At 47.4% G+C, this 25,261-nt stretch carries 23 protein-coding genes; 9 read left to right on the forward strand and 14 right to left on the reverse strand.

Features of this window, described 5'->3' with window-relative positions; translation table 11 throughout:
• Nucleotides 1–11 precede the first annotated feature (11 nt).
• A complete protein-coding gene (locus J3999_RS11980; RefSeq protein WP_371811880.1) occupies nt 12–263 on the reverse strand; it encodes a (2Fe-2S)-binding protein in 252 nt (83 codons plus the stop codon).
• Between the two features lie 149 nt (nt 264–412).
• Between J3999_RS11980 and J3999_RS10070 the strand changes: the two genes are divergently transcribed.
• Nucleotides 413–832, forward strand: coding sequence for a secondary thiamine-phosphate synthase enzyme YjbQ (locus J3999_RS10070; RefSeq protein WP_208127771.1), 420 nt, complete (start codon nt 413–415; stop codon nt 830–832).
• 39 nt (nt 833–871) lie between these two features.
• Here J3999_RS10070 and J3999_RS10075 read toward each other — a convergent pair whose 3' ends face one another.
• Nucleotides 872–1,360 carry a hypothetical protein gene (locus J3999_RS10075; RefSeq protein ID WP_208127772.1) on the reverse strand — a complete coding sequence of 163 codons (489 nt, stop codon included), beginning with the start codon at nt 1,358–1,360 and terminating at the stop codon, nt 872–874.
• Between the two features lie 145 nt (nt 1,361–1,505).
• On the opposite strand from J3999_RS10075, the gene J3999_RS10080 reads away from it, so the two are divergent.
• The 5 genes from J3999_RS10080 to J3999_RS10100 are packed head-to-tail and all read left to right on the forward strand — an operon-like array spanning nt 1,506 to nt 6,856.
• A complete protein-coding gene (locus J3999_RS10080) occupies nt 1,506–2,348 on the forward strand; it encodes an outer membrane lipoprotein-sorting protein (RefSeq protein WP_208127773.1) in 843 nt (280 codons plus the stop codon).
• Nucleotides 2,345–3,595, forward strand: coding sequence for an FtsX-like permease family protein (locus J3999_RS10085; RefSeq protein ID WP_208127774.1), 1,251 nt, complete (start codon nt 2,345–2,347; stop codon nt 3,593–3,595). The genes J3999_RS10080 and J3999_RS10085 overlap by 4 nt, the downstream gene beginning before the upstream one ends.
• A gap of 8 nt (nt 3,596–3,603) precedes the next feature.
• On the forward strand, nt 3,604–4,878 hold the full coding sequence (locus J3999_RS10090) for an FtsX-like permease family protein (protein WP_208127775.1): 1,275 nt from the start codon (nt 3,604–3,606) through the stop codon (nt 4,876–4,878).
• A gap of 12 nt (nt 4,879–4,890) precedes the next feature.
• On the forward strand, nt 4,891–5,589 hold the full coding sequence (locus J3999_RS10095; RefSeq protein ID WP_208127776.1) for an ABC transporter ATP-binding protein: 699 nt from the start codon (nt 4,891–4,893) through the stop codon (nt 5,587–5,589).
• Nucleotides 5,567–6,856: a hypothetical protein gene (locus J3999_RS10100; RefSeq protein ID WP_208127777.1), complete on the forward strand. Its 1,290-nt coding sequence runs from the start codon at nt 5,567–5,569 to the stop codon at nt 6,854–6,856. Before J3999_RS10095 ends, J3999_RS10100 begins: the two co-directional genes overlap by 23 nt.
• A 3-nt stretch (nt 6,857–6,859) precedes the next feature.
• Here J3999_RS10100 and J3999_RS10105 read toward each other — a convergent pair whose 3' ends face one another.
• Nucleotides 6,860–8,653: a Na/Pi cotransporter family protein gene (locus J3999_RS10105; RefSeq protein WP_243755435.1), complete on the reverse strand. Its 1,794-nt coding sequence runs from the start codon at nt 8,651–8,653 to the stop codon at nt 6,860–6,862.
• Between the two features lie 194 nt (nt 8,654–8,847).
• Between J3999_RS10105 and J3999_RS10110 the strand changes: the two genes are divergently transcribed.
• Nucleotides 8,848–9,462, forward strand: coding sequence for a rhodanese-like domain-containing protein (locus tag J3999_RS10110; RefSeq protein WP_208127778.1), 615 nt, complete (start codon nt 8,848–8,850; stop codon nt 9,460–9,462).
• Nucleotides 9,463–9,583: 121 nt separating this feature from the next.
• Here J3999_RS10110 and pgl read toward each other — a convergent pair whose 3' ends face one another.
• The 4 genes from pgl to J3999_RS10130 form a co-directional block, all read right to left on the reverse strand.
• On the reverse strand, nt 9,584–10,324 hold the full coding sequence (gene pgl / locus J3999_RS10115) for a 6-phosphogluconolactonase (RefSeq protein ID WP_208127779.1): 741 nt from the start codon (nt 10,322–10,324) through the stop codon (nt 9,584–9,586).
• A 23-nt stretch (nt 10,325–10,347) separates the two neighbouring features.
• The gene (gene zwf, locus J3999_RS10120) at nt 10,348–11,829 is read right to left on the reverse strand and encodes a glucose-6-phosphate dehydrogenase (protein WP_208127780.1); all 1,482 of its coding nucleotides are present in this window, start codon (nt 11,827–11,829) and stop codon (nt 10,348–10,350) included.
• Between the two features lie 2 nt (nt 11,830–11,831).
• On the reverse strand, nt 11,832–13,292 hold the full coding sequence (gene gnd, locus J3999_RS10125; RefSeq protein ID WP_208127781.1) for a decarboxylating NADP(+)-dependent phosphogluconate dehydrogenase: 1,461 nt from the start codon (nt 13,290–13,292) through the stop codon (nt 11,832–11,834).
• A 439-nt stretch (nt 13,293–13,731) separates the two neighbouring features.
• Nucleotides 13,732–15,399 (reverse strand): 2-isopropylmalate synthase, encoded by a 1,668-nt coding sequence (locus J3999_RS10130; protein WP_243755436.1) that lies wholly within the window; start codon nt 15,397–15,399, stop codon nt 13,732–13,734.
• Nucleotides 15,400–15,555: 156 nt separating this feature from the next.
• Between J3999_RS10130 and J3999_RS10135 the strand changes: the two genes are divergently transcribed.
• Complete coding sequence (locus J3999_RS10135; RefSeq protein WP_243755437.1) at nt 15,556–16,020, forward strand: Lrp/AsnC family transcriptional regulator; 465 nt, start codon at nt 15,556–15,558, stop codon at nt 16,018–16,020.
• 13 nt (nt 16,021–16,033) lie between these two features.
• Here J3999_RS10135 and J3999_RS10140 read toward each other — a convergent pair whose 3' ends face one another.
• The gene (locus J3999_RS10140) at nt 16,034–16,819 is read right to left on the reverse strand and encodes a VacJ family lipoprotein (protein ID WP_208127783.1); all 786 of its coding nucleotides are present in this window, start codon (nt 16,817–16,819) and stop codon (nt 16,034–16,036) included.
• A 17-nt stretch (nt 16,820–16,836) separates the two neighbouring features.
• Nucleotides 16,837–17,763, reverse strand: coding sequence for a hydrogen peroxide-inducible genes activator (locus J3999_RS10145; RefSeq protein WP_208127784.1), 927 nt, complete (start codon nt 17,761–17,763; stop codon nt 16,837–16,839).
• A 473-nt stretch (nt 17,764–18,236) separates the two neighbouring features.
• Between J3999_RS10145 and J3999_RS10150 the strand changes: the two genes are divergently transcribed.
• Complete coding sequence (locus J3999_RS10150; protein ID WP_243755438.1) at nt 18,237–18,836, forward strand: nitroreductase; 600 nt, start codon at nt 18,237–18,239, stop codon at nt 18,834–18,836.
• A gap of 84 nt (nt 18,837–18,920) precedes the next feature.
• Here the strand turns inward: J3999_RS10150 and J3999_RS10155 are convergent, their stop codons facing one another.
• The 5 genes from J3999_RS10155 to J3999_RS10175 form a co-directional block, all read right to left on the reverse strand.
• A complete protein-coding gene (locus J3999_RS10155) occupies nt 18,921–19,262 on the reverse strand; it encodes a hypothetical protein (protein WP_208127785.1) in 342 nt (113 codons plus the stop codon).
• A gap of 48 nt (nt 19,263–19,310) precedes the next feature.
• On the reverse strand, nt 19,311–20,954 hold the full coding sequence (locus J3999_RS10160) for an acetolactate synthase large subunit (protein ID WP_208127786.1): 1,644 nt from the start codon (nt 20,952–20,954) through the stop codon (nt 19,311–19,313).
• Between the two features lie 232 nt (nt 20,955–21,186).
• Nucleotides 21,187–21,810, reverse strand: a complete 624-nt coding sequence (locus J3999_RS10165) for a thiol:disulfide interchange protein DsbA/DsbL (RefSeq protein ID WP_208127787.1) — start codon at nt 21,808–21,810, stop codon at nt 21,187–21,189.
• Nucleotides 21,811–21,820: 10 nt separating this feature from the next.
• Nucleotides 21,821–22,999 (reverse strand): c-type cytochrome biogenesis protein CcsB, encoded by a 1,179-nt coding sequence (gene ccsB, locus J3999_RS10170; protein ID WP_208127788.1) that lies wholly within the window; start codon nt 22,997–22,999, stop codon nt 21,821–21,823.
• Nucleotides 23,000–23,012: 13 nt separating this feature from the next.
• Nucleotides 23,013–24,971: a cytochrome c biogenesis protein ResB gene (locus tag J3999_RS10175; RefSeq protein WP_243755439.1), complete on the reverse strand. Its 1,959-nt coding sequence runs from the start codon at nt 24,969–24,971 to the stop codon at nt 23,013–23,015.
• Nucleotides 24,972–25,261: the final 290 nt, after the last annotated feature.

Genomic DNA, 25,261 nt, shown 5'->3' on the forward strand with positions numbered 1-25,261 from the left:
GTCGCCGGGCGTTAATTCGACTCTTTGTCTTCAGCAGGCTGTTCCTGCGCACGATAAAATTCCAGGAGGCGTTCCACCTGTCGTTCGCAACACCCGGCGCCCTGACAGGCGTATGTCTGAGAACTGACTTCCTCAAGAGATGAAGCGCCCTTTTCAATCGCCTGCATAACCTCCTCTTTAGGGACGTCGTAACAGACACAAAGATTTCTCTTGGGGTTTTTCTGCCACTCCTGTTGCCAGCGCTGAGATAAATCTTTTTCCACTGTTGACTCTTTATTTATCGAAAACCCGACCATTCTAGCCGTTGCCCGGGTTACAGGCAAAAATCGCTCGCGCTAAACATGATAGGATGGCCGCAAACCGGCATTGCGTTTCACGTGAAACCGAATAAAAACCGTTAAAGGAGTCCAAAATGTGGCGACAGAGTGTCATTAATCTGCAATCCAAATCACGTGGTTTCCATCTGGTAACCGATGAAATCCTCCGACAACTCCCGGAACTCAAGGAGTTCAAGGTCGGCATGATGAATGTCTTTATACAGCACACTTCGGCCAGCCTGACGATTAACGAAAACGCCGATCCGTCGGTAAGAAGCGACTTCGAAAGCTTTTTCAATCAAGCTGTGCCGGAAAACGAGCCTTACTTCACCCACACCGACGAAGGACCGGATGATATGCCGGCGCATTTAAAAGGCGCCCTACTGGGTTTCAGCCTGAATATTCCGATTACCAACGGTCGCTTAAATCTGGGAACTTGGCAAGGCATCTATCTGTGCGAGCATCGCAACTACGGCGGCAGCCGCAGACTAGTGGTCACCTTGCAGGGCGAATAAAGCGAAGTTTCTTAAACTGCTTTAAACCGAGCTAATTTATTAAATCGAGGTATGCATCGGCCAGCGCTGGTGGATTTGTACCGGCTCGGTTTCGATCGCGCCGAACAGATCATGATTATCGTTTGCGATTTTCGGAATCGCATTTTCCGGCGGCGTGATGGTCATCACATACACCCGCCATTTACCGTCAACGATCAGCAACAGCCCTTGAAGGCATTGCCCATCAGGCATAGAAAACCAATGTGAATTGCCCTTATCGTCTTTCTCCATAAAAGCGTCAACCGCGATTCTGACCGGCTTGCTGCGGTAGCGGTTCCACATGGAGTCGCCACGTGCGTAACTGTCCTCGCGAACCCAACCATTCACCGGAAACGGCAAGGCATCGGGGTCGTTCTCTTCATTTCGTCTCCCCCAGGTCACCAGTTCAATTCCGCCGTCGCGGCGAATCACCGGCAATTTCGCATTCGGATAGGGAAAATAAACTTTCTGGTTGTTTCCATCCCAGTGAAATTCGACCCCACCGCACATATTTTTTCCTTTCTCTTCTATTATTTCGACCGGCGTTTTCTACAAACTTGTGCATAAAAATTGATCTGTTTCACGTGAAAAACAGCTGGAACCGTTATAGTAGAAATTTACGGCAGTCAAACCACAAGCCAATATTGAGGTCGCCATGCAAGGTTCCATTCTTAGCGCGCTTATTTTAGCGCTTATCGCCACCCCGCTCCATGCGCAGAATTCACCACAGGTTGCGAGCGAAATCAGCGCGACCGAATCCCTGCCGAGCGCCGAGCGTTTAATCACCGACGCTTTGGAACGCTGGCGCGGTAAAAACTCGTACAGTCAGGTCACGATGATTATTCACCGCCCGCAATGGGAACGTAAAATGCGCATCGAAGGCTGGACCGAAGGATTGGATAATTCATTGATGCGTTTTACCTATCCGCCGAAAGACTCGGGTAATGCCACGCTCAAACTTGGCGAAGATATGTGGCTCTTTACACCGAAACTTCAACGGGTGACCAAACTGCCGAATTCCATGCTCAGCCAATCCTGGATGGGCTCGGATTTTTCCTATAACGATCTGGCCAAAAGCGATCAGATTTTACGTTATTACCATGCCACGATTACCGCTCAACAAACGGATTCATTTGGTTCGCTGCTGCCCGTCTATCGTCTGGAACTGATTCCGAAAGAAAACGCCCCGGTCGTCTGGGGTAAGGAAGAGCTGCTGATTCGCGAAGACGGCGTGCTCCTCAAAGAGATTTTTTTCGATCAGGCGATGCAACCGGTGCGGGAACTGAGCACTCTAGAAATCCGCAACAGTATATTGGGTGCCTATCCGACCGTAATGCGTATGCAAACCTTAAGCAAAACCGAAGAATGGACTGAAGTACACACCGACAATATCTGGTTCGATCTCCGGCTTCCGAATAATATCTTTAGCCTGAGCAGCCTGAAATCGCCACGACCCTGGCGCATTGACCGGGCAAGCGACCTGGATGAAAAGCCATGAAGCGGAGCAATATCAAACAACTGGCCTGGCGTAATTTGTGGCGCCATAAAACCCGCAGCTGGCTCACGGTCAGCGCCATCGCCATAACCACCCTGCTGCTGGTCTTTATGCTCAGCTTCCAGTTCGGCACCTATGAAACCATGAAAGAGCAGAACCTCAGTCTGCTCAGCGGTTTCGCCCAGGTGCAGAACCCGGATTTCAAAGAACAGCCCAATCTGGAACACGGCTTTAAAATTCCCGGAGAATGGCCGCAGATTCTGAACCGGCAGAAAATGCTCGCCGCTTACGGATTTCGTGCGCAGACATTTGCCATTCTCAGCAATCTTCCGGACACCCGCAATCGCGCTGTACAGATTATCGGAGTACAGGTGGATAAGGAAAAACTGCTGTCCAGCCTGAGTCAGAAAGTCACCCGTGGTGATTATTTTGCCGATCAGTCGGTTAAGATGCCGATCGTTCTCGGAAAACAACTGGCCGACTATCTGGAGTTGAAAATCGGCGATCAACTGCAGCTTTTAGGACAGGATGCTTACGGCAGCCTGGCCGTTGAACTCTTTACACTGGTTGGGACCTTCGATCTGAATATTCCCGAGCTGAATCAACAGCTGGCGCAGATCCGACTGAGCGATTTCCAGCAGCTGTTTGCTTATCAGAACCAGGCTCAGCAGCTGGTCATGAAAAGTGACAAACTGCCGCAGATGGATCTATTTGCCAAAACGCTTTTTGCGCAACTGCAACAGACAAACTACCCGGAAAATCTGCTTTGGCGCGACTGGAAGGATCTCCAGCCCGCCCTTTATCAAGCCATTCAGATGGATATTGCCAGCGCCTTTCTCTGGTACAGCGCTCTGTTGCTGATTGTGATTCTGATAGTCGTCAACACGCTTTATATGAGTCTCTTGGAACGTCACAACGAATTCGCTTTACTGCACGCGCTGGGTATGCAACCGAACCAGATCAGCCGCATGCTGGCGCTTGAAACCCTGTTTCTGATTCTGCTCGGTTTGCTTCTCGGCTGGCTCGGCGGCGTGGCGATCAGCGCCTACTTTATTCAAGTCGGCATTAATCTGCCCGGAATGGAAGAGATGTATGCCCAATTCGGTATCAGCGGCACACTCTATCCGCAGTTGAGCGGCTTGAGCATGGGATTTGTACCGGCGGTATTTGTAATGGCCTGGATGGCTATGAGCGTGGTGATTCGATTTAAACTCTCCGGCATTCGTCCTCTAACCGGAAGACAACTGTGAGGCTTGGGATGAAACAGCAATGGCCGATTATGATTTTTGCCTGGCGCAATCTGTGGCGCTATCCGAAACGCACTGCAATACTGATTACCGTCACGGTTCTCGGTCTGGCAACCACACTATTCTTTAACTCATTGATGTTGTCGTGGAGTAACTCCATGCTCGACAACACACTGAATAACCTTGGCGCACAATGGCAGATTAATGCTCCCGGTTATCAACAGAACCGCGATATCGAACACCGTTTTGAATTTTCTCCTGAGCAGCAGCAGGCACTCGAGCAGAGTGGCCTGTATTGGGCGCAAAGAATTCACCTGCCCGGCGTTCTCAAGAGCGAATACGACACTACCGGAGTGGATTTTATGGCGGTCAATTTACGGAACGAGCAGCGGCTCTCGTTTATTGGCCGTTTTACCCATTCCTATCCCGAACTGATCGAAAAGTTCGATGACGGTTCTCAGCCGTACCAGATTATTGTCGGTGAAGCCTTGCTGAACCGATTGAAAACTGCCGTCGGACGCAAGCTGGTATTGATGACTCAGGGCAAGGACGGCAAGCTGGCGGAAATTGGTTTGCGCATTACCGCCAACTACCGACACAGTGATCCGAATATTGAAAAAAGCATGGTTTTCATGCCTTTGGCCAGCGCACAAAAATGGCTTAAGCTGCCGCATGAGATCAGTGAAATCGCCGTAAAAAGTCCGCAAAAGCTCTCTCTGGAAATGGTTAAGAACGCCAATTTTTCTTCGGAAAAACTGCGTCGGATCAGTCCTCTTTTCAAGGAACAGAAAATTCTCAACTGGCGCGAACTTCAACCCTTCGCTTTCGCTTCTATCGAAATGATGTACAACTTCAACTGGGTCTGGTTGTTGATGATCGGCATAATGATGCTGTTTGCCATGCTTAATACGCTTTATATGTCGCTGTATGAGCGAAGAAACGAACTGCAGCGTCTGTTTATTCTCGGGCTTAAACCCCGCGATCTGCGTCGTCTTCTGCTTCTGGAACATCTCGCGGTTCTACTGATCAGTATCATCATCAGCTGGACACTTCTGATCGCGCTGGTCGCTTCCCTGAGGGAGGGTATCGATTTGAGTTTTCTTGCCGAGGGTACCGCATGGCTCGGCATCAGCCACCAGTTGTTTTTAGGCTATGACTACGAACTTTGGCTAACGAACACGACTCAGCTGTTTTGCGGGCTTTTCCTGTTCGGTATGATTCCGATCTGGCGCGCGACCCGAATTCAAAGGCTCAAAGCCAGCCAGCACACGCTGGATAATCATTAAAGGATTTACGTTATGCATTATGCTCCGGTCATTGAATGTCAGCAGGTGTGCAAAACCTTTGCCGACGGAGACAGCGTCATTAAAGCGGTCGACCAACTCGATCTGCAAGTATTTTCCGGCGAGTTCATCTGCCTCTACGGCGCTTCCGGTTCCGGAAAAACCACCCTGCTGAATATGATCGGTGGGCTAGATCGTCCCTGCAGCGGCGAGGTCTTTCTCGACAAACACCCCCTAAGCCATTACAGCGACGACGCCTTAACCGATGTGCGCCTGCGCAAAATCGGTTTTATCTTCCAGTCTTACAATCTGATTCCGGTCTTTACCGCTCTGGAAAACGTCGCTTTTATTATGCAGATGCAAGGTGTGGACAGCAAAATGGCGCTGTCGAAAAGCCAGGCCATTCTGCAAAAAGTGGGGTTGGGCGAAATGCTGAACCGACGTCCGTCGGAACTATCAGGCGGCCAGCAGCAGCGGGTCGCGATCGCCCGGGCGATTGTCGCCGAGCCGAAAATTGTTCTTGCCGACGAGCCAACGGCCAATCTGGATTCAAAAAACTCCGAACAGCTATTGGAGTTAATGCATGAACTGAACCGCGATCTCGGTATGACGTTTATTATTTCCAGTCATGATCCTCAAGTGATCGAGGCGGCAGAACGCAGAATCGAACTGGCTGACGGAAAAATCATCCATGATGACTCTATTCAAAACTGAAAACAAAGCGCTTTCGGAAAAATCCTTAAAATCAGCGGTTTTCAGAAGTTTTTTGGCTCTATCCCTGGTCGGTGCATTCCCTCTACCGTCAAAAGCGCTTGAAGGACACTTTAAGGGCGCCGCTTTCTGGCAGGATATCGAGCAAAATTTGCAAAATGATCCAAACGGGTTCGACAAACTGGGCGGCAGTTTCGACAGCCGTTTAAAACAGCAGTGGTTTAAGAATCAATGGACTTTTGCACTCGACTATCAATTAAGCGGTTCCGATTCCTACCTGAACACAATAACAAGTACGTTTGCACCTTATTACAATCAACCGGATCGAGCGCAGCTTTTTAATCTGACCGATATTATTAAAGATTCCGGCCGACTGTTCATCTATCAGCGTCTCGATCGTTTAAATGCAACCTACAATGCGTCTGACTACAGCATTAAATTCGGACGTCAGGTCATGAGTTGGGGGAACGGCCAGGTATTCAACCCCCTTGATCGAATCAACCCTTTTGCACCGAACCAGATCGATAAAAGTTACAAGCCGGGCCTGGATATGCTGAGCGGACAGCGCTCTCTGAATAACGGTGACGAACTCAACTGGTTTATTCTGCCGCGCCGTGAACTGGCAACGGAAGAACTGAGCTACGACGCTTCCAGCTACGGTTTCAAACTGTATCACTTCGGTCAAAATGCCGATTATCAGTGGATTCTTGCCAAAGATGCCCGTGAACAGCTGTTCGGATGGGAAGTTACGGTTACTCGCGAGAACGGTCTCTGGAATATGGATTTTTTATGGAGTTACGACAATGAACACAAGCGCCATTATTACAGCGCTCTGGGAAACTGGCAGAATTCATTCGAATTACTCGGCAAGCAGACGATCGCTTTTGCTGAACTCTATTACAACGGCTATGGCTCAACCGTAAACCGTCCGAAAATCGAACAACTCCCTGCGCAGTTGCAATTGTTGCTATCGAGCGGTAAAACCTTTGTCAGTAACCGTCTCTATAGCGCTTTGGGGGCGACGATTGAACTGGATCCGCTGTGGAATCTGAGTCCGACCCTAATCAGCAATCTGCAGGACGGCAGCCACCTGCTTAGTTTGAATTTACAGGTTTCACTCAGTGATAACGATTTAATCATAACCAACTGGCAGGAGCCTGTCGGCCGAAAAGGCAGTGAATTCACCGGTCTGGAAAGCGATCTTTCATCCGGCTATTCGTCATACAGCCGACAGCTTTTTATCCAATGGCAACACTTTTTTGCTCTCTAATGATTACGATTTCTGCTCTCCGTGAGCGGCTTTGGTAGCCGCATTGGCTTTACCCAGTTCGGCGCGCGCCAGACGTTTCGACAGACTGTATAACTGTTTGAAACCTTCAATAATTTCCATTTCAAAGCGGAAAATACTCAGACGTTTTTCGGTACGCTGGAAACGTTTCAACTGGTGATCGAGCGCTTCCTGTATCAAGTGTTCGATTTTCGATTCCGCGCCCATGACTTCAATCGCCGAATCGGGATCGTTTTCCAGCAGACTGTTCAGGGACTTATCGATTGATTTGGCAACTTCGTTCGTCAACTGCCCTACCAGATTCAGCATGGTGTCACTGGGTTTGATATCTTCCGAAATCATGCGATCGATTACCTTAACGATATGATCCTCCATCGCGGTTCGCATTGATTCAAAACCGTGTACGATAAGCATCAATTCGGTATAGGTACCATGTTCCGAATCACTCAGTGGCCCTTGGGCGGTACGCGCCAGATAACTTAAAATCTGCTGCTGATAGCTTTTGAATTTCTGCAGATTTACCATCTCTTTACTGAGTTTATTGATATCCGGGTCGGAAATCAGAGCAACCATGCGTTTATAAAACAGAGACTGTTGTTTCTGATAGGACTGGATCTCCAGAGTAACCGCCTGAATGGCGACACTCGGCGTGGAAATAAAACTCTCGTCCAGATGATCCGGTTTAAGGTCCATCGAAACTTTTTCTTCCTCTATCTTGGGAACCAGACGATTAACCGCCCAGACAAAAATCGGAACAAAAGGCAGCAAAACAATCAAAGCGATGGCCACCATCAGTGTATTGGCATTCGCAATCTCCCGCGGTACGTTCTGCGCCAGAACCGCCATGGAACCGTTAACGCCAGGGTCATGCGATGACATCCAGATCGCCCATTGCGCCAAATCGGGGATTAAAGGCAGCCATATAAGTGTCACTAAAACATTGAACAAGGTATGAACTAAAGCCGTTCTGAGCGCATCTCGGGATTTACCGATACTGGCCAGTAATGCGGTAATGGTGGTACCTATGTGTGCGCCCATCGCCAGAGCGATCCCGGCCGGAAGCGTCAGAAAGCCGTTACTGGCCATAACAATAATGATCCCGATGGTGGCCGAAGACGACTGAATCAAGGCGGTAAACAAAGCACCGACCAAAATCGCCAGAAACGGATTCTGCATCTCCAGCATCAAATCCAGAAACGGCTGGTATGAACGCAGCGGAGCCATTCCCTGACTCATCAGATTCATTCCAAAAAAGATCAGACCCAAACCGAGAATCAGTTGCCCCAAAGCCCGGGTTTTATGGAGTTTTCCGGCAAAGTTCATTAAAAAACCGACGGCAATCATCAGCAACGCAAAGTTGGTCACTTTAAAAGCGACAATCTGAGCGGTAACGGTCGTCCCGAGATTCGCCCCCATGATTACCCCGGCCGCCTGTGTCAGAGTCATTAAACCGGCGGAAACAAACCCTACTGTCAGGACGGTGGTAATCGAAGACGATTGAATAACGGCGGTAATTCCTGCACCGGTAAGAGCGCCCATTACGCGATTCGTTGTCAGTTTAGCCAGAAGCCCTTTCATCTGGTCGCCGGCGACCATCATCAAGGATCGAACCATCAAATCCATGCCGTATAGAAAAAGAGCCAGCCCGCCTGCCAGCCCCATCGTCATCTGAAACCAATCAAGTTCGACTCCATTTTGGAGCTCAACAGCGACCATATCATTCGCAGAAAAAGCACTAAAAGAGACCGCGAGAAAGACAAAAACAATTAAAAAACTCAAAATTGTTTTATTACCTGATTTTGTTTGAAATTTATTTAGCATAGATAGTTATGACTTTAAATTGCAGTTAATACATTATTCTTTTCATTTCATAAAAATTTTATATTGACAACAGTAAATATTAAGCAAATTCTTATGTAAAATTGTTTACCATATTTGTTAGAAATATAAACTAAATCAATGGAGATTACTTAATGAAAAAGACACTACTACTTGCCAGCACGCTGGCTGCGACCTTCGCTTTCTCTTCTGCATCTTTTGCTGTGGAAGCGAGCAAATGGGCAACTGAAGCACCAGCAAAAGCGGATCGCCACACGCCACAAGGTCTTTATATCACTGCTGAAAACACTTACAAATGGATGAAAGAAGACGACAGCGTGATTCTGGTTGACGTTCGTACTCCGGCTGAGTGGCAGTTTGTTGGGTATACTCCAATGGCGCAGATTATGATTCCATCAGTTTTGTTCAAATATAACGCAGTGGATGATAAAAAACCGCGTTATAAATCGGTTATCAACGATAAATTCATCTCTGAATTCGAAGAAAAACTTTTCGATCTAGGCGCAGATAAAAATACCCCTTTCGTCGTTATGTGCCGTTCAGGTGCTACCCGTGCGCAACCTGCAGCGAAAATGCTTGACCAGTACGGTTATAAAAACGTCTACATTATGACTGACGGCTTCGAAGGCGGTAAAGTTAAGAAAGGCGAACACAAACAGTGGCGTATGAAGGCTGGTTGGAAAGTAAACAACCCTGTCGATACCTGGACTTATAAAATCGATACCAAAAACGCTTACCTAGAAAAATAATTCCCGATTTATTTTTCGATAAAAAAACCGGCAATATGAAATCACTTCATTTGCCGGTTTTTTTATAACCCTTTTGTCGCATTAAACATCTAAATCCGAGTTTAATGAATGCCCTGAATATTCATTGCTCGCCCATACTGAAAGCACTCTGATCCAGCATCACGACAGTCTCTTTTCGACCGAATATTTTGGCAATCGGTAAATCTGGAACTCTTCCCATCTTAAGGCTCTGATACCACATCTGAGTAACATCGTACTTGGCCGCACCGGTAATCAGTTTCAATACACAATCCGCCGAAGCAAGGCGCGAATAGGAGAGACTTAAACGTTTGGCCGGCGGTTTCGGAGAGTCGTATTCACAGACCAAACCTTTATGCTCTTGCAGATGATGCTCCGGAAACAGACTGGCTGTATGTCCATCTTCCCCCATCCCGAGCAGAACCAGATCAAATTCAACGCCGTCGATCATATCCTGATAAACCTTGGCGGACTCTTCAAGCCCTAACTCCGTCGGCATCATAAAGACCTGAGCGGACGGTATCGGTGATTTATCCAACCAATGGGTACGTATTGCAACACTGTTTCGCTGCGAATCATCGATTGCCAAGACCCTTTCATCTCCTAAATAGAGATACCATTTAGAAAACTGCGCCTCCTGTTCGGTAAACTGAAGCAGGCGCTCGTAAATAGCCAAAGGCGTTGTTCCCCCCGCCAGAACCAGATTAAAGGCGTCACGAGCTTGTATCGCCTTCTCAGCACAATCAAGAATATACCTGACGGCAATCTCGACCAGTTCATCGGCTTCCTGATATAACTGCCATTGCTCGGGGCTCTGAATAAACTCGATTTCTGTATTTGCCATCAATCCCCCTAGTTCAAATTCAGCTAAGCGCATTCAGGCGTATAGTGATAACGCCAACACTGTTCCGGGTGATCAAATAGCTTTTTAGCCCCTTCCGGCCCCCAACTTCCGGAAGGATAAGTATCGATATATGCGGTTTCGGAACTCCAGGCCTGAAGAATCGGATCAACCACTGTCCAGGCCGCTTTCACCTCGTCATAACGCAGAAACAGCGAACGGTCGCCTTTGATGACATCCAGCAACAGTTCTTCGTAGGCATCGTAAGAAGTATCCACATCTCCTTTCAAAGTTGCATCCAGACTGGTTTGCTCGGTCATGATTTCCAGTCCGGGCTGTTTTGCGGTCAACTCGATACGAATCGACTCTTCCGGCTGAATCCCAAAAACAATCCAGTTCGGCTCCATTTTTTTGACCTGAGAATCGCGGAAGAACTGTTTCGGAGGATGCTTGAAACGAATCGCCACGATGGTGCGGTTTTTCGGCATGTTCTTACCGGTCTGAATATAAAAAGGCACACCGGCCCAGCGCCAGTTATCGATATACAGCTTCAAAGCGGCATAAGTTTCGGTAACGCTGTTTTTATCCACTCCAGGTTCCTGTAGATAAGCAGGAACCTGCTCACCATTAACCGATCCCTCCGCATACTGCGCCCGATAAGCCTGATTATGTACGTTTTTCTTTAAAATCGGCCTGACCGATTGCAGCAATTTAACCTTTTCATTACGCAAAGCTTCGGCCTCCATCGACGCCGGCGGTTCCATCGCCACCAATGCCAGAAGCTGTAACAGATGCGACTGAATCATATCGCGCATGGCGCCGCTGGTATCGTAGTATCCGGCGCGGGTACCGACCGGCTTGTCTTCAGCGTGGGTAATTTGAATATGATCGATGTAATTGCGATTCCATAAAGGTTCCATCATCAGATTGGCAAAACGGAATACCATCAGATTCTGCACCATCCCCTTACCGAGATAGTGGTCAATACGATAGGTCTGTTCTTCATCAAGATATTTGTTAAGGCGCTTCTGCAACTGCTTGGCGCTTTCGGCATCGTAACCGAACGGTTTTTCCAGCACGACACGACGCCAGCCCGAGTCTTCTCTGAGCAGTTTGGCTTCTCCAAGATGCTCGACGGCCGGTGCAAACTGATCCGGACCCAAAGAGAGGTAAAAAGCCATGTTATTCGGCCAGTTATTGGCTTCGATATGCTCTTTCAGCTTCAAATAATCCTGCCCATTGAGAATATCCATTTTGAAATAGTCCAGACGGCTGCAGAAGCGGTCGCAGACTTCGTCGGTGATTCCGCCACGCGCTTTGGGCATAACCGCTTCCTTGACAGTTTCGATCCACTCATCGCGATCCCAGTCGCGACGGCCGATTGCAAGAATCTTCACTTCATCGGTTAAACGGTTGTGCTTTTCAAGATGATAAAACGCCGGCATTAATTTGGTCATGGAAAGGTTTCCGGTCGCACCGAAAACCACATAAGTACAAGCTTCAGGCATGATTACACCTCGTAGGTCGTCGAACTGATTCGACCGCCGGACTGGATCCAGTCGGTATGGAAAAACTCGCCGCGCGCTGCATCGACTCGTTCGTAAGTATGGGCTCCGAAATAATCCCGTTGTGCCTGGAGAAGGTTGGCTGGCAGTTTAGCCGTTTTGTAACCGTCAAAAAATGCCAGTGCTGAACTTAGAGTCGGGGTCGGAATCTGTTGCTGAATCGCGAAAATCACCGCTTTGCGCCAGTTATCGGCGCTGTTTTTAAGTGCCGAACTGAAGAAATCCGCCAGCAATAAATTGCTCAATTCCGGATCGTTTTCGTAAGCTTTTTTGATCTCTCCGAGGAAAGTACTGCGAATAATACAACCGCCGCGCCACATCAAAGCAATACCGCCATAATTCAGTTCCCAGCCGAACTCCTTGGCGGATTCCCGCATCAGCATATAACCTTGCGCATAAGAGACGATTTTCGAGGCGTATAAAGCATCATGGATCGCCTGCAGCATTTCCGATTTCTCAGCGTCGCTCAGACTTGGCGGTTCGGCCGATGCGCCGAAGTTCGCCTCCGCCTTGATTCGTTCCTCTTTAAGCGCGGAAAGACAACGCGCATATACCGATTCGGTAATCAAAGTAACCGGGATTCCCAACTCCAAAGAACTGATACCGGTCCATTTACCGGTCCCCTTCTGGCCGGCGGCATCGAGGATTTTATCAACCAGAGGTTCGCCGTCCTGATCCTTGAATTTCAGGATCTCTGCGGTAATTTCGATCAAATAGCTGTCCAGAACTCCTTGATTCCATTCGGCAAAAACCTGCTGGCATTCGTCGGCACTCAGCCCCAGTCCGTAACGCATCAAATGGTAGCATTCGGCAATCAACTGCATATCGCCGTACTCAATACCGTTGTGCACCATTTTGACATAATGTCCGGCACCGCCGTCGCCTACCCAGTCACAACAAGGAGCGCCGTCCGCCTTGGCGGAAATGGCCTGAAAAATCGGTTTGACCGAAGGCCATGCGGACGGATTTCCACCCGGCATGATCGACGGACCGTGACGGGCCCCCTCTTCACCGCCGGAAACCCCGGTTCCAATAAACTGAATGCCCTTTTCGGCCAAGGCTTCCGTGCGTCTTTGCGAATCGGTATACAAAGAGTTACCGCCATCAATAACGATATCGCCCGCTTCCAGATACGGAAGAAGCTGTTCGATAAACAGATCAACCACTTCTCCGGCCTTGACCATCAGCATAATCTTGCGCGGCGCACTCAAAGAATTAACCAGTTCTTCAATCGAAAAACAGCCAATCAGGTTGGCATTATCCGGCTCAGCCGCCAAAAATTCGTCCGTCTTCTGGCGCGAACGGTTATAGACCGCGACTTTAAAACCGTGATCGGTCATATTCAAAACTAGGTTCTGACCCATAACCGCTAATCCAATTAAAGCGATATCCGCCTGCTGTGCCATAGAAGCCTCCTAAATGCCAACCTAAAAATACGCTAAAGCCATTATCTAAATTGCCTAAAAAACATAAAAAAATAAAGGATTTTTATTTGATTAATTCAATAAATCTTTATTTCAATGAGATTTAACTCGAAATTTCACCAATTTGGTGCAATCGGAGTCTTTATTTAAAAGCGATTATCAGACTAAAACGTTTAAATTTTGTTTATAAACAGAAATTCAGCAAAAACCGTGACACTTTTCACCAATAAAAAACCGCCAGTAGAATCCATCTATTGGCGGCTTACTGTTGTTAACCGTATGAGATAGTGCGCCCATACTGGCAAATTCATCCTATGACACAACCAATAGACCTGGCCTCTTTTTTCTTTTGAAAATAAAAAAACCGGTACCCGAATAATGGATACCGGTCAGTTAAATTGCCGATCAAATAAATACAGCGTTAACGCTGAAGTCCGCTCAAAGCCGCCAGAATCATTGCCGACACCGTATCCTGCGCCATGGCAATGCCTACTTTTTTTCCTTCCGGCATATCCAGATAAACATAAGCGATTGCCTGAGCATCCTTTCCATCCGGCATGGCATTTTGGTGCATGGCATGCTCTGAGTAGTCGATGACATCGATACTGGCGCCGGTTTTCGTCTGATAAGCATCGCACAGAGCGCTTAGGGTGCCCTGCCCCTTCCCAGTCCAGATTTCACCGGAAATTTCCAACTGAACCATCTCGGATTCCCCGTTGCGATCCACTTTGTAATTTTCCAACTGATGATTATTTTCACCTAGTGCATAATGCGTTTTAAACGCCTCAAACAAGTCAATATGACTGACCACCCCGCCCTTTTCTTCGGCCAGTTTCTGTGCCACCGGAGCAAAATCCAACTGCACCCATTTCGGCAGATTCAATCCGTATTCCTGCGCCAATACAAAAGCGGAACCGGCTTTACCGGATTGCGAATTGACGCGAATAATCGCTTCGTAGTCGCGGCCGATATCTTTCGGATCAATCGGTAGATAGGCAACGTTCCACGGCTGGCCATTTTTCTGTTTTAACAGACATTTACGGATCGCATCCTGATGGCTTCCCGAATAAGCGGTATAGACTACATCGCCTACCCAAGGATGACGCGGATGCGTTGAAATCTGGGTAACTTCCTCAACCACTTCAATCCACTTTTTCGGGCTGGTGAAATCCAACTCGGGGTCGATTCCTTCCGAGTACAGATTCATTGCCAGCGTGACAATATCCATATTCCCGGTACGTTCACCGTTCCCTAAAAGCGTTCCTTCGATGCGATCCGCTCCCGCCAGAAGCGACAGTTCCGCGGCCGCAACCGCACAGCCGCGATCGTTGTGAGTATGAATGGAAATAATCGCCGCTTCGCGGTTCGGCAGATTACGAATGAAATACTCGACCTGATCGGCAAAACGGTTCGGCGAGTTGCTTTCGACCGTCGCCGGAAGGTTCAAAATGCATTTATTATCGACCGTCGGCTGCCAGACATCCATTACCGCCTTGCACACCTCTACCGCATAATCCGTTTCGGTCTGTGAAAAGCTTTCCGGAGAATATTGGAAGACCCATTCCGACTCAGGATGCGCTAGTGACGCTTTTTGCGCATATTCCTGCACCCATTTCGCCCCCTGCACCGCCATGGCTTTGATTTCGTCTTTCGATTTCTCGAAAACGTTTTCACGCTGCACTACCGAAGTGGTGTTGTAAACATGGATCACAGCCTTCTTGACACCTTTCAGAGCCTCATAGGTACGCTCGATCAAATGTTCGCGCGCCTGAACCAGAACCTGAACCGTCACATCTTCGGGGATACGGTTTTCTTCGATTAGGCGGCGGGTAAAGTCGAACTCCGGCTGGGAAGCAGATGGGAAACCGATTTCAATGGTTTTAAAACCGATATCGACCAACTCGTGCCACAATTTCAGTTTCTGATCCACCGTCATCGGATTGGCCAGAGCCTGATTTCCATCGCGCAAATCGACGCTGACCCAGATAGGTGCTTTTTCAAGCTGATTATTAGGCCACTGGCGATCCGGCAAATTCGGAGTCGGGTTACGACGGTATTTTTCTGGCTGCATTACGGCGTTGATCGACATGACAATATTCTCATTAATTTTTTACGTTGAGGATATTTTACTGCCAAGATCACGCATTTTTATTGCAACCTATGCAAACAAAACAACTAATTATGCAATTAAATTTCAATTTAAAACTATAATCAGAATAATATTCTCAAAAATAGGTAAAGCGTGATGAAATTTGATCAATACGATAAACAGATTCTAAATGCGCTGCAAAAAAACGGTCGTCTCAGCAATCAGGAAATTGCCGACCAGATAGGACTTTCTCCATCGGCCTGCCTGCGTCGTTTTAAGGCATTGGAAGAATCGGGGGTGATTCAGGGATACCGCACCCTGCTGGATCGTAAAAAACTGGATTTGGATCTGATGGCGCTGGTGCATATTTCGATGGATAAACACACTCCGGAACGATTTCAGCAGTTTGAGGATGCGATCGTCAGACTGCCGAACGTGGTCGAATGTCTGCTGTTAACCGGTCAGACCGCCGACTATCAATTGAAAGTGCTGGTCAAAGATCTGGATGCCTATCAGGAACTTCTGCTCAACCACTTAACGCAAATTCCCGGCGTCAGCGGTGTCCACACCAGTTTTGTCCTGAGAAAAGTGGTCAGTGACGCCATGATTCCGATCGCCTGAACAAGAGTTTGTTCTAATCGATATCAAAATCGTCCAGATCCGGCGTAGGTGGTTTACCGTTATAAATCTGCCCGATACGGTACTGAATATAACTCTCTCTGGAGAAGTAGTACGGATCCGGTTGATTCTGCAGATCATCCAGCAGAGGGGCGATTTTGGTGTATTCGACAAAACCGGAAGTGGCAAAGATCGCAAATCTTTCTTCGGTCTCAAAATCAGCCGCATCATATACCTGAGTCGGATCGGTAACGCTCTCGGTCACATCGCCGAAAAGATTTCGCGTAGTTGTCGGCCCCAACAGAGGGAGTACCAGATAATTGGCATTATCCCAAACGCCCCAGACATAAAGCGTCTGCCCGAAGTCTTCGTTCTTAGAAGGTAATCCCGCTTCGGTCGCAATATCCAGAATCCCGAATAAGCCTAAGGTACTGTTGAGGGCAAAACGCATAATCCCGCCAAGACCATCCTCGATATTGCCTTGTAAAAAGCTGTTTAAAGCCGATAGAGGCTCCTTGAGGTTATTTAAAAAGTTTTCTACCCCAGTACGCGCCGGTTGAGGGATCTCTCTATAGGCATTAGCTAACGGGCGTCCTATAGCATCGTGAAAAGCCATATTGAAATCGAACATGGAGCGGTTGAAGGATTCATAGGGATCCAACGAACTGATCGCCGTAGCTTCGGACTGTGTCCCTTGCTGCTGTTCGGATGTTACAGAAACCTCGGTCGACGGATTTTGATCCGCATAGACTTTAGAGGTGAGAACAAACGTGATTAATGCAAAAAGTATGGTTTTTTTCATAATTTAAAATACTTTTCTTATTCAATTGGTGTGGTACAGGGAAGACTGATATTTTTAATAATTTTTCTGAAAACTTCCAGAACCTGAGTACGCGGAAATGTTTTGCGCCAGGCTAGAGCGACAACGCGACTGGCTTGATCTTTATGCGCCAACTCTCGAATCTGGAATAGATTTTCGTCTCTTTCGGATAAGGAGGTGCAGGGAAAAATAGAAATACCGGCTCCTGAAGCAACCATATAACGGATTGTTTCCAGCGAACTGCCTTCGAAAGTTTTCTGTAAACGATCGCTTTGATAATTCATATGCATCAGATTAGGGTAGGTTTCAACGACTTGATCCCTGAAACAGTGACCGGCGCCAAGCAGCAGCACGGTTTCGTTTTTAATCTGATGAATCGCGATTTTGCCTTCTTTTTCAGCTAATGGATGCGAGTTTGGAACCACGACTTTAAAAGGTTCACGATACAGTGGCATGGTTTCAATATTAGGCTCCTGAAACGGCAATGACAGAATTGCAATATCCAAATCACCCGATTGAAGTTTATCCGCCAGTACATGCGTATAGTTCTCTTCAATCATTAAAGGCACGCTTGGAAACTGTTTACTGAATTCAGGAATGAACTGAGGCAGTAAATAGGGGGCTACCGTATAGATTGCCCCGATTTTCAACTGTGTTGAAAGATCGCCGTGCGATTCCTGAGCGATAGTCTTGATATCTTGAGTGCGTTCAATAACCTCTTCAGCCAGACTGATAATCTTTTTACCTACCGGCGTGACTATGACATCCTGCTTACGTCTTTCAAAAAGTGTAACACCTAATTCTTCTTCAAGCTTCTTAACGGCTACGCTCAAAGTAGGCTGACTGACAAAACAGGTTTCCGATGCTTTACGAAAATGTTTCTCTTTGGCGACAGCAATAATGTATTTCAATTCGCTTAATGTCATAAGTCCGATTTTTATCCTATATGAGCCTATCTAGAAGGAAACTTGTGAGTAAACCAAGAGTGTTATTAAAAGATAGATTTGAATATATATTCATTATTATCTTTACTCTTATGCAGAAGATATCTGTAGATAAAAGCGAAAAAAGCTTTTTAATCATAGGTTTAACCGGTGATTAAGCTGTGCAAAGCCTTTTTCATAACCCTTGTGAGTAAAAGTGGGTGAATTGGGGATAAAATTTTGAATTTAAGAAAAACACGTATTTATCCACAAAAAGACACACTTTATCCAGAGGGTTGGCTGCTAAATTGTGAGTTTTCGCCTGCCATGATACTTTGAAAGACGGATTTTTGCATTTCTGCTGGTAAAAAAATCGCCTGCTTCTGTTACTTTTGGCCGAATTCATTAGAATGGGCGGACATTATTGATAGAAACTTTTTAATCGAGAAAACTGAAAACGGATTGGAGGGCATGGAATGAGTATGGATACCGAAGAGTTACAGAGTTTGATCGCTTCCCGCAGAACTTGTTATCTGTTTAACCCGAAAGAAACCATGCCGCTACTGGACGATGCCGTTTATCGTTGTTTAAATGCTGCTATCTGGGCTCCAAATCATAAATTAACCCAGCCATGGCGCTTTTGGGTTTTAGGCGCTCAGAGCCAGTCTGAATTGGCCGAAGTTTATGCGCAGTTGAGAGCAGACAGCCGTGCAGAACCGCAAAGTGAAGCGCATCAATCGATTTATCAGGCAGCTATCGAAAGATTTCAAAAGTTTCCGCGGATCCTTCTGGTAGGGCAGGTACTGGATAGCGATGAGATACGGCGAAAAGAAGATTATGCGGCCTGTGCCTGTGCGATTCAGAATCTTCAGCTGATGGCCTGGCAGCAGGGAATCGGTGTACAGTGGAGTACCGGACCGATTTTACAGTCGGATGTCACTTACCGTATGCTGGGTGAGTCTAGAGATAAGGTTGAATTGATCGGTGCACTCTATATGGGATATCTGAAAGGTGACTGTAATACCCAGAATGCTAAACGCAAACCGGTTGAAGAGGTCAGCCGCTGGTTGCCTTAAAGTTTGAGCTTTGAGGTTGGAGAAAAATAGGCGCTCTTAGCCGGAGTAGGGCCGTTTAGAGTGAATTTTCGGCCAACCGTCGTATTACAGCTTGATCATGTCCTCGTCTTCGAAGACCGGTGAATTATTCTGGTTCATGTGGCGCAATTTCTTTTTAAACAGCATGATGTTCTGTACCGGTTCCGGCAGATCGGTAATCAGCATCACATCGCGATCGATCAGAATCTGAATGATATCTTCGATGGAACGGATCATTTTAAGGTCAAGGGTTTGCAGAAGTTCTTGGATTAACTCCTGAGAGTTCTCGGATTGGGCGATGAAATGACTGACCTGCGGGTCGTTAAGACTAATCTCCTCAAACCCTTCTTTAGGATGAAATTCAATATCGGTAATATTTTCCGAAGCGTCTTTTTTCACATAGAGCATAAGATTATCCTTTGCCGTCATTTTGGAATATCTGACAGGCTATTGTTTTTAGTCTTCGATTTCAGAGAGGACATTACCCAACAAAGTCGTTAAGCGGTCATTTTCCGAGTAATCTACCGGGCAGTCAATAACAGTCACTGTCGGTGTTTTAAGCGCTTTTTTCAGGCTGGGGAGCAACTCTTCGGCAGAGTTGATTCGCACGCCTTCGGCACCGAAGGATTTAGCATAATCAACGAAATTCGGGTTATTGAAATCGATATAGGCGGAACGGCCATAACGTCTCTGCTGTTTCCATTCGATCAGGCCGTACTGGCTGTCGTTCCAGATCAGGATAACGATAGGGGTTTGACAGCGTAGTGCGGTTTCGATTTCCTGAGAATTCATCATAAAACCGGCATCGCCGGTAACGGCGACAACCGCGCGGTTAGGGTAAGCCAGTTTGGCAGCAACGGCACCGGGAACGGCGATTCCCATGCCGGCAAACCCGTTGGAGATAATACAGGTGTTTGGCAGATCGCAGCGGAACATACGCGCCATCCACATCTTATGGGCGCCGACATCGCAGATTGCGATATCTTCCGAGTTCATAGCGGTACGCAGATCCCAGACGATCTTTTGCGGCAGCATCGGCCAGGCATCACTGCGCGAACAACGGTTCATTTCATCAATCATCGCTTCGCGCAGGGAAAAATTAATTTCGGTGTCAGTGATCGGTTCGCTGATCGCATTACCGAGCGCTTTCAGGTTAGCGCCGACATTTCCAATCAGTTCGACTGCCGGAATATAGCTGTTATCGACTTCGGCCTTTTTCGTATCGATATGGATAATGGTATGAGAGCGGTTTGGATTCCATAGGTGCGGGTGGTATTCGACCATATCGAAGCCGACGCAGATAATCAGGTCGGCTTTGGCGAAGCCACCGTTTTCATAGTCGCCTTTCTGCAGACCCGCGGTACCGACTGCCATCGGGTTGTAGAAAGGAATAGCGCCCTTAGCCATGAAAGTGTTTACTACGGGGATTTTATGGCGTTCTACGAAGTGCAGTATATCGTCGGTTGCTTGTCCGCGTACGGCGCCGTTACCGACCAGAATCAAGGGGCATTTTGCCTGTTTAATCAAGTCGGCCGCTTTGGCCAGTAGTTCACGATCGGCGAAAGTCAGGCGGTTTTCCGAAAATGGCAGGGGGCGCTCGGAGGTTTCCATCTCGGTGATGTTTTCCGGAAGGTCGATAAAGGTCGCCCCCGGTTTTTCCGCCTGCGCCAGTTTAAAGGCTTTACGGACAACTTCCGGAATGGTTTCCGGTTCCAGAACCTGAGTCGCATATTTGGTAATCGGTTTGAACATACTCACCAGATCGACGACCTGATGCGATTCCTTGTGCATACGGGTCGTGGCCGCCTGGCCGGCAATAGCGACCAATGGGGCGTTATCCATATTCGCGTCGGCAACACCGGTTACCAGGTTGGTGGCTCCCGGTCCGAGCGTTGACAGACAGACTCCGGGCTTTCCGGTCAGACGTCCGTATACATCGGCCATAAATGCTGCACCCTGTTCATGTCGGGTGGTAATGAATTCGATTTCGGAGTCGAGAAGGCTGTCCATCAGATCCAGGTTTTCTTCTCCGGGAATTCCGAAAATATATTCGACTTCTTCATTTTCCAAACATTCGACAAACAGTTTAGCGGCTTTCATTATGGCTTCCAGAAAGGTGGTTAGGGCCCTCAGGGCTTAATTCGATTAATTTCGTGTTGCAACGAAATTGAGGTTTTATTATCAGGTTTTCAAATGTAAATGACTAGGGCGGATGCGATATTCCTGAAGTTTTCTTGATTTGTCACGGATATCGGCAAATAGGGATAAAAAAAGAGACTAAAAATCTAGGTAAGTTTTAGTCTCTTTGATAAGGTCTTCGCTGAAGAGGGGGTTACATTTCGATAAGTTGATCGATAACCTGCCACAACTCCTTGCGGCTACCGGCCATCGGTACGTCGGTCAGATATTTACCGTTGACGATCAGAGCCGGAACGCCTTCGACTTCATAATCCCGGGTCAGTTTTCCGGCTTGGCGAATTTTCTGATCGACGCTGAAGCCGGTATAGGTATCAATAAACTTCTGCTTTTCAACACCGAACTGGGTGTAAAAATCGCCTAGAGCGTCAACGCTGAACAGAGGCTTGCGGTCGCGGTGAATGGCATGGAAAAAAGCCTCATGGGACTGCTCCAGAATACCCAGCTCCTGAGCCGTGTAGAAAACGCGAGCCATAAATATCCAGTTCGGGTTATTGAATACCACCGGCATGCGCTCAAACTCGACATCCGCCGGCTTATGTTTAAGCCACTCGTTCAGGCTGTCTTCCAGATGATAGCAGTGCGGGCAACCGTAACCGAATACTTCGACGACTTTCTTTTTCGCGGGTGCGATTGACTGTGGTTTTTTCAATACTTTGTAGTGAACACCGGTCATTAATTCCATTTGTGCCCAGGTGTTTGGCGCCAGTAGCGCCAGGCCGCTCAGGCCGATTGATTGCAGGAATAGACGACGATTCATGCCAATCTCCTTATAGCTCACCGTAAGAATGCAGACCCGACAGGAACATGTTTACGCCGAGGAAAGCGAAGGTGGTGATCAACAAACCGATAAATGCCCACCAGGCCATCGGCGTTCCGCGCCAGCCTTTACTCATGCGAATATGTAGCCAGGCTGCGTAGTTTAGCCACACGATCAGTGCCCAGGTCTCTTTCGGATCCCAAGACCAGTAACCACCCCAGGCTTCCGCGGCCCACATGGCGCCCAGAATCGTGGCGATTGTGAAGAAAGCAAAACCAAGCGAGATGACCTTGTACATCAGGTCGTCCATCATCTCCAGAGAAGGCATTTTGGCTGCAAAGGAGCTGTTCGGGTTCTTCTGTAGAGAGCGGTTGGTAAGCAGGTAAGCGATCCCGATCATGGCGGCAATCGAGAAGGCACCGTAACCGATAAAGTTAGCCGGAACATGGATCTTCATCCAGTAACTCTTCAAAGCCGGAACCAGTGGTTGAATTTCGTGCGCACCACGATCGAAGTGGTACCAAAGCAGGAAGGCAACTGCGGAACTGATGACCAGCATGACAAAACCGCCCAGAGCACGGGTTTTGTATTTCTGTTCGTAGTACAGGTAAATCAGACCGGTCAGTACGATAAACAGAATAAAGACTTCGTACAGGCTGCTGACCGGGATATGACCGTAATCGACATTAATAATGTAGGATTCGCGCCAACGTACCATCATACCGACCAGACCGAAAACGACACCGGCCCAGACCAGTGTGGTAGCGGTTTTTGCGGTAAATTGGGATTTATTGATCAGAGCGAAGAAGTAGGTCGCAGTGGCCAGAACAAACAATGCGCTCATCCACATAATCGCAGATTGGCTGGAAACCAGGAACTTCAGGAAAAACGCCTGTTCATTCGCGGTAATGACATTGCCGTGATTGTGGTAACTCCACAGCGCGACCAGTGTCATACCGGCAACCCAGTAAGTCATCTGCATCAGACTCGGCCAGAAGCGCCCCAGCCAGATCATTGCAACGGCCGTTCCAGCCAGAATTCCTACTTCATACACATCCATCAGGCTGCCGTACTGCATATAGGAGTAGACGCTGCCTAGAATAACAAAGGCAATCCAGATGAAGTCTTTAATTCCGTAAGGTCTTTTTTCTTCTTCTTGGAGAGAATCCATAATCGTTTGAGTCTGCATATTCGTTACCTACTTATGCTTGTTTACTAATGTTTTGAATTTGTTCGACAATTTTGTCAAATTCGGTTTTTGCTTCCGGCAGGTTTTTATTGTCTTTACCTGCCAGAGTCAGTTCAAGTCGCTCGTTTTCCGGTTTGATGTTGATCCACAGTCGTCTCTGACGAACGTAGAACATAAAGAAGACACCGATTGTCAGCAGGGCGCTTCCGAAGTAAACCACATCTTTACCAGGAGATTTGGTGATCTGAAGACCGGTCGCCTGAATCTCTCTGAAGCTGGTGATATCAAAGTACATCGGCGGTCCGTATTTCGACAGACTGGAAACAACGGTTAACGCATCTTCAAACCAGGTTTTATCGAAATCCGGAATATCTTCCTGATGCGATTTAATCACACCTTCTTCTTTCAGAAGCTCAAGATAAGCGCTCTGAAGAGCAAAGGTTGTTTGCGTGAAATAGTAGTCGGAAACTTTTGCCTGCTCAGCTTCCGGTACGCTCTTTTTAACAAAATCGGAAATACCGGCGAAACCTGTCTGGCGGAAGAGTGTCATCAACTGTTCGATCAGACGCATTTGCAACTGATAAGTACGCTGATCCATGCCTTCAGCCATAGGATACTGCTGTTGGAAGATACGACGGACTTTTTGCGGATCGTTAAGAATCGCCAGGTAATTGAAGAAACGATTTTTCGAACGTTTGGCGTCTGCCGGAATAAACAGGTAGCGGTAAGGTTCAGCCGGGGAGTTACGCACACCGGTCATAAAGAACCAGCGACCTTCCTGTTCGTTAGGAATCACGTAATTTTCATACTCCCACGCCTTACCTTGCTCGTTACGTACCTTAAAGGTGACGGTAGGGCCGTTATTATGGAATTTATGCCCGGTTTCTTTCTGCTCTTCTTCGCTCAGAGGCACCATATTGAAGTTGCGGAAATCGTTGAATTCCACACGGAATCGGCCGACCGGCGTTTTTAAAGGCTCGACTTTGTTAACAGCCGTTTCCAGCGCCAGTGGATTAACCATCGGCGACAGCAAAGGGTAAACGTTAATTTTCAGTTCGGTGCCGCCGTCCCCGAAAGAAGACTGATAAATCGCGTAGTTTTCATAATACAGCGGCTTATTCACTTCGATTGTCTGGCGGATCGGCTCTTCCTGACCCGGAATATAGAGCTCAAGATCACTTTCGTAATTTTTGGGCATACCGGTATCGTAGTACTGGATGCGGAAATCTTTGTTTACGATGGTAAACGGCAGTTTTTGAACCAGATAACCGTTTTCATAAGGCAGGAAAAGCACGTCGGATTTCTGGTTTTCAGCAATATTGACGGTGCCTCGGAAAGAGAGATTCTCTGGGCCGACCCAGGATTTCTGATTAACCTGATCCAGACTTACGGTACGGGTCTCGGGAAGCAGGTTGCCGGTCAGTTCGCGGTATTTCAGCAGAAGGTTGCTGTCGAGCAGGCCGCCGAAACAGATAATAATGATTGAAACGTGGGTAAAGATATAACCCAGACGGTTCCATTTTCCTTTTAATCCGGCAATCGTGACAGAGCCGTCATCGCGCTGATGGATTTTGGTTTTGTAGCCGTGTTTCTGCATAACGACGGAGACGATTTTCTGCTGGTCTTCGGCGCTGATGTTGGTTTCCAGAGTAGTTTGATTCGGTTGGTGTTTTAAAGCGGTCGGCGAGAGTTTCTCGCTGAATTGCTTCATGTCCTTAATGAATCCAGGACCGTTGCGAACTACACAGACGGAAGTTGAGAGAAGCAAAAAAACCAGAACCAGAATAAACCAGGCGGCACCATAAACATGGAACAGTCCAAGACTGTTAAAAACTTCGGTCCAGAAAGGTCCGAACTTAATAATATAGTCCTGAAAAGACTGGTTCTGCTGTAAAACGGTTCCGATCACCGAGGCGATCGAAAGCATGACCAACAGTGTTACCGCCAGATTCATCGAACCCAGAAAATTCATTAATATGCTTGGCTTCTTAATAATTTTTGCGCCAGTTTGATTTTTGCTGTTCATGTTTTGGTGTTTGCCCTTAATCCATCTACAAAACTACGTTGTAAGCCGTTGCGTCTATGCTTTGATCCAATGCTTTTTCGCAATTTTAAAAGTTCATTTTTGATCAACTTTGTTGCGTTGAAAAATAACCTACTGTTTTTGTGGGTTAATAATGCATTTTTATCGTGTAAACATCAGTTTTCTGATGGATAGATTCAATTCAAAATAGGATAGAGTATATAATTTTGTAAACAATT

This window comes from Thiomicrorhabdus sp. 6S3-12, from assembly GCF_017571475.1.
In the GTDB taxonomy this organism is placed as follows: Bacteria; Pseudomonadota; Gammaproteobacteria; order Thiomicrospirales; family Thiomicrospiraceae; genus Thiomicrorhabdus.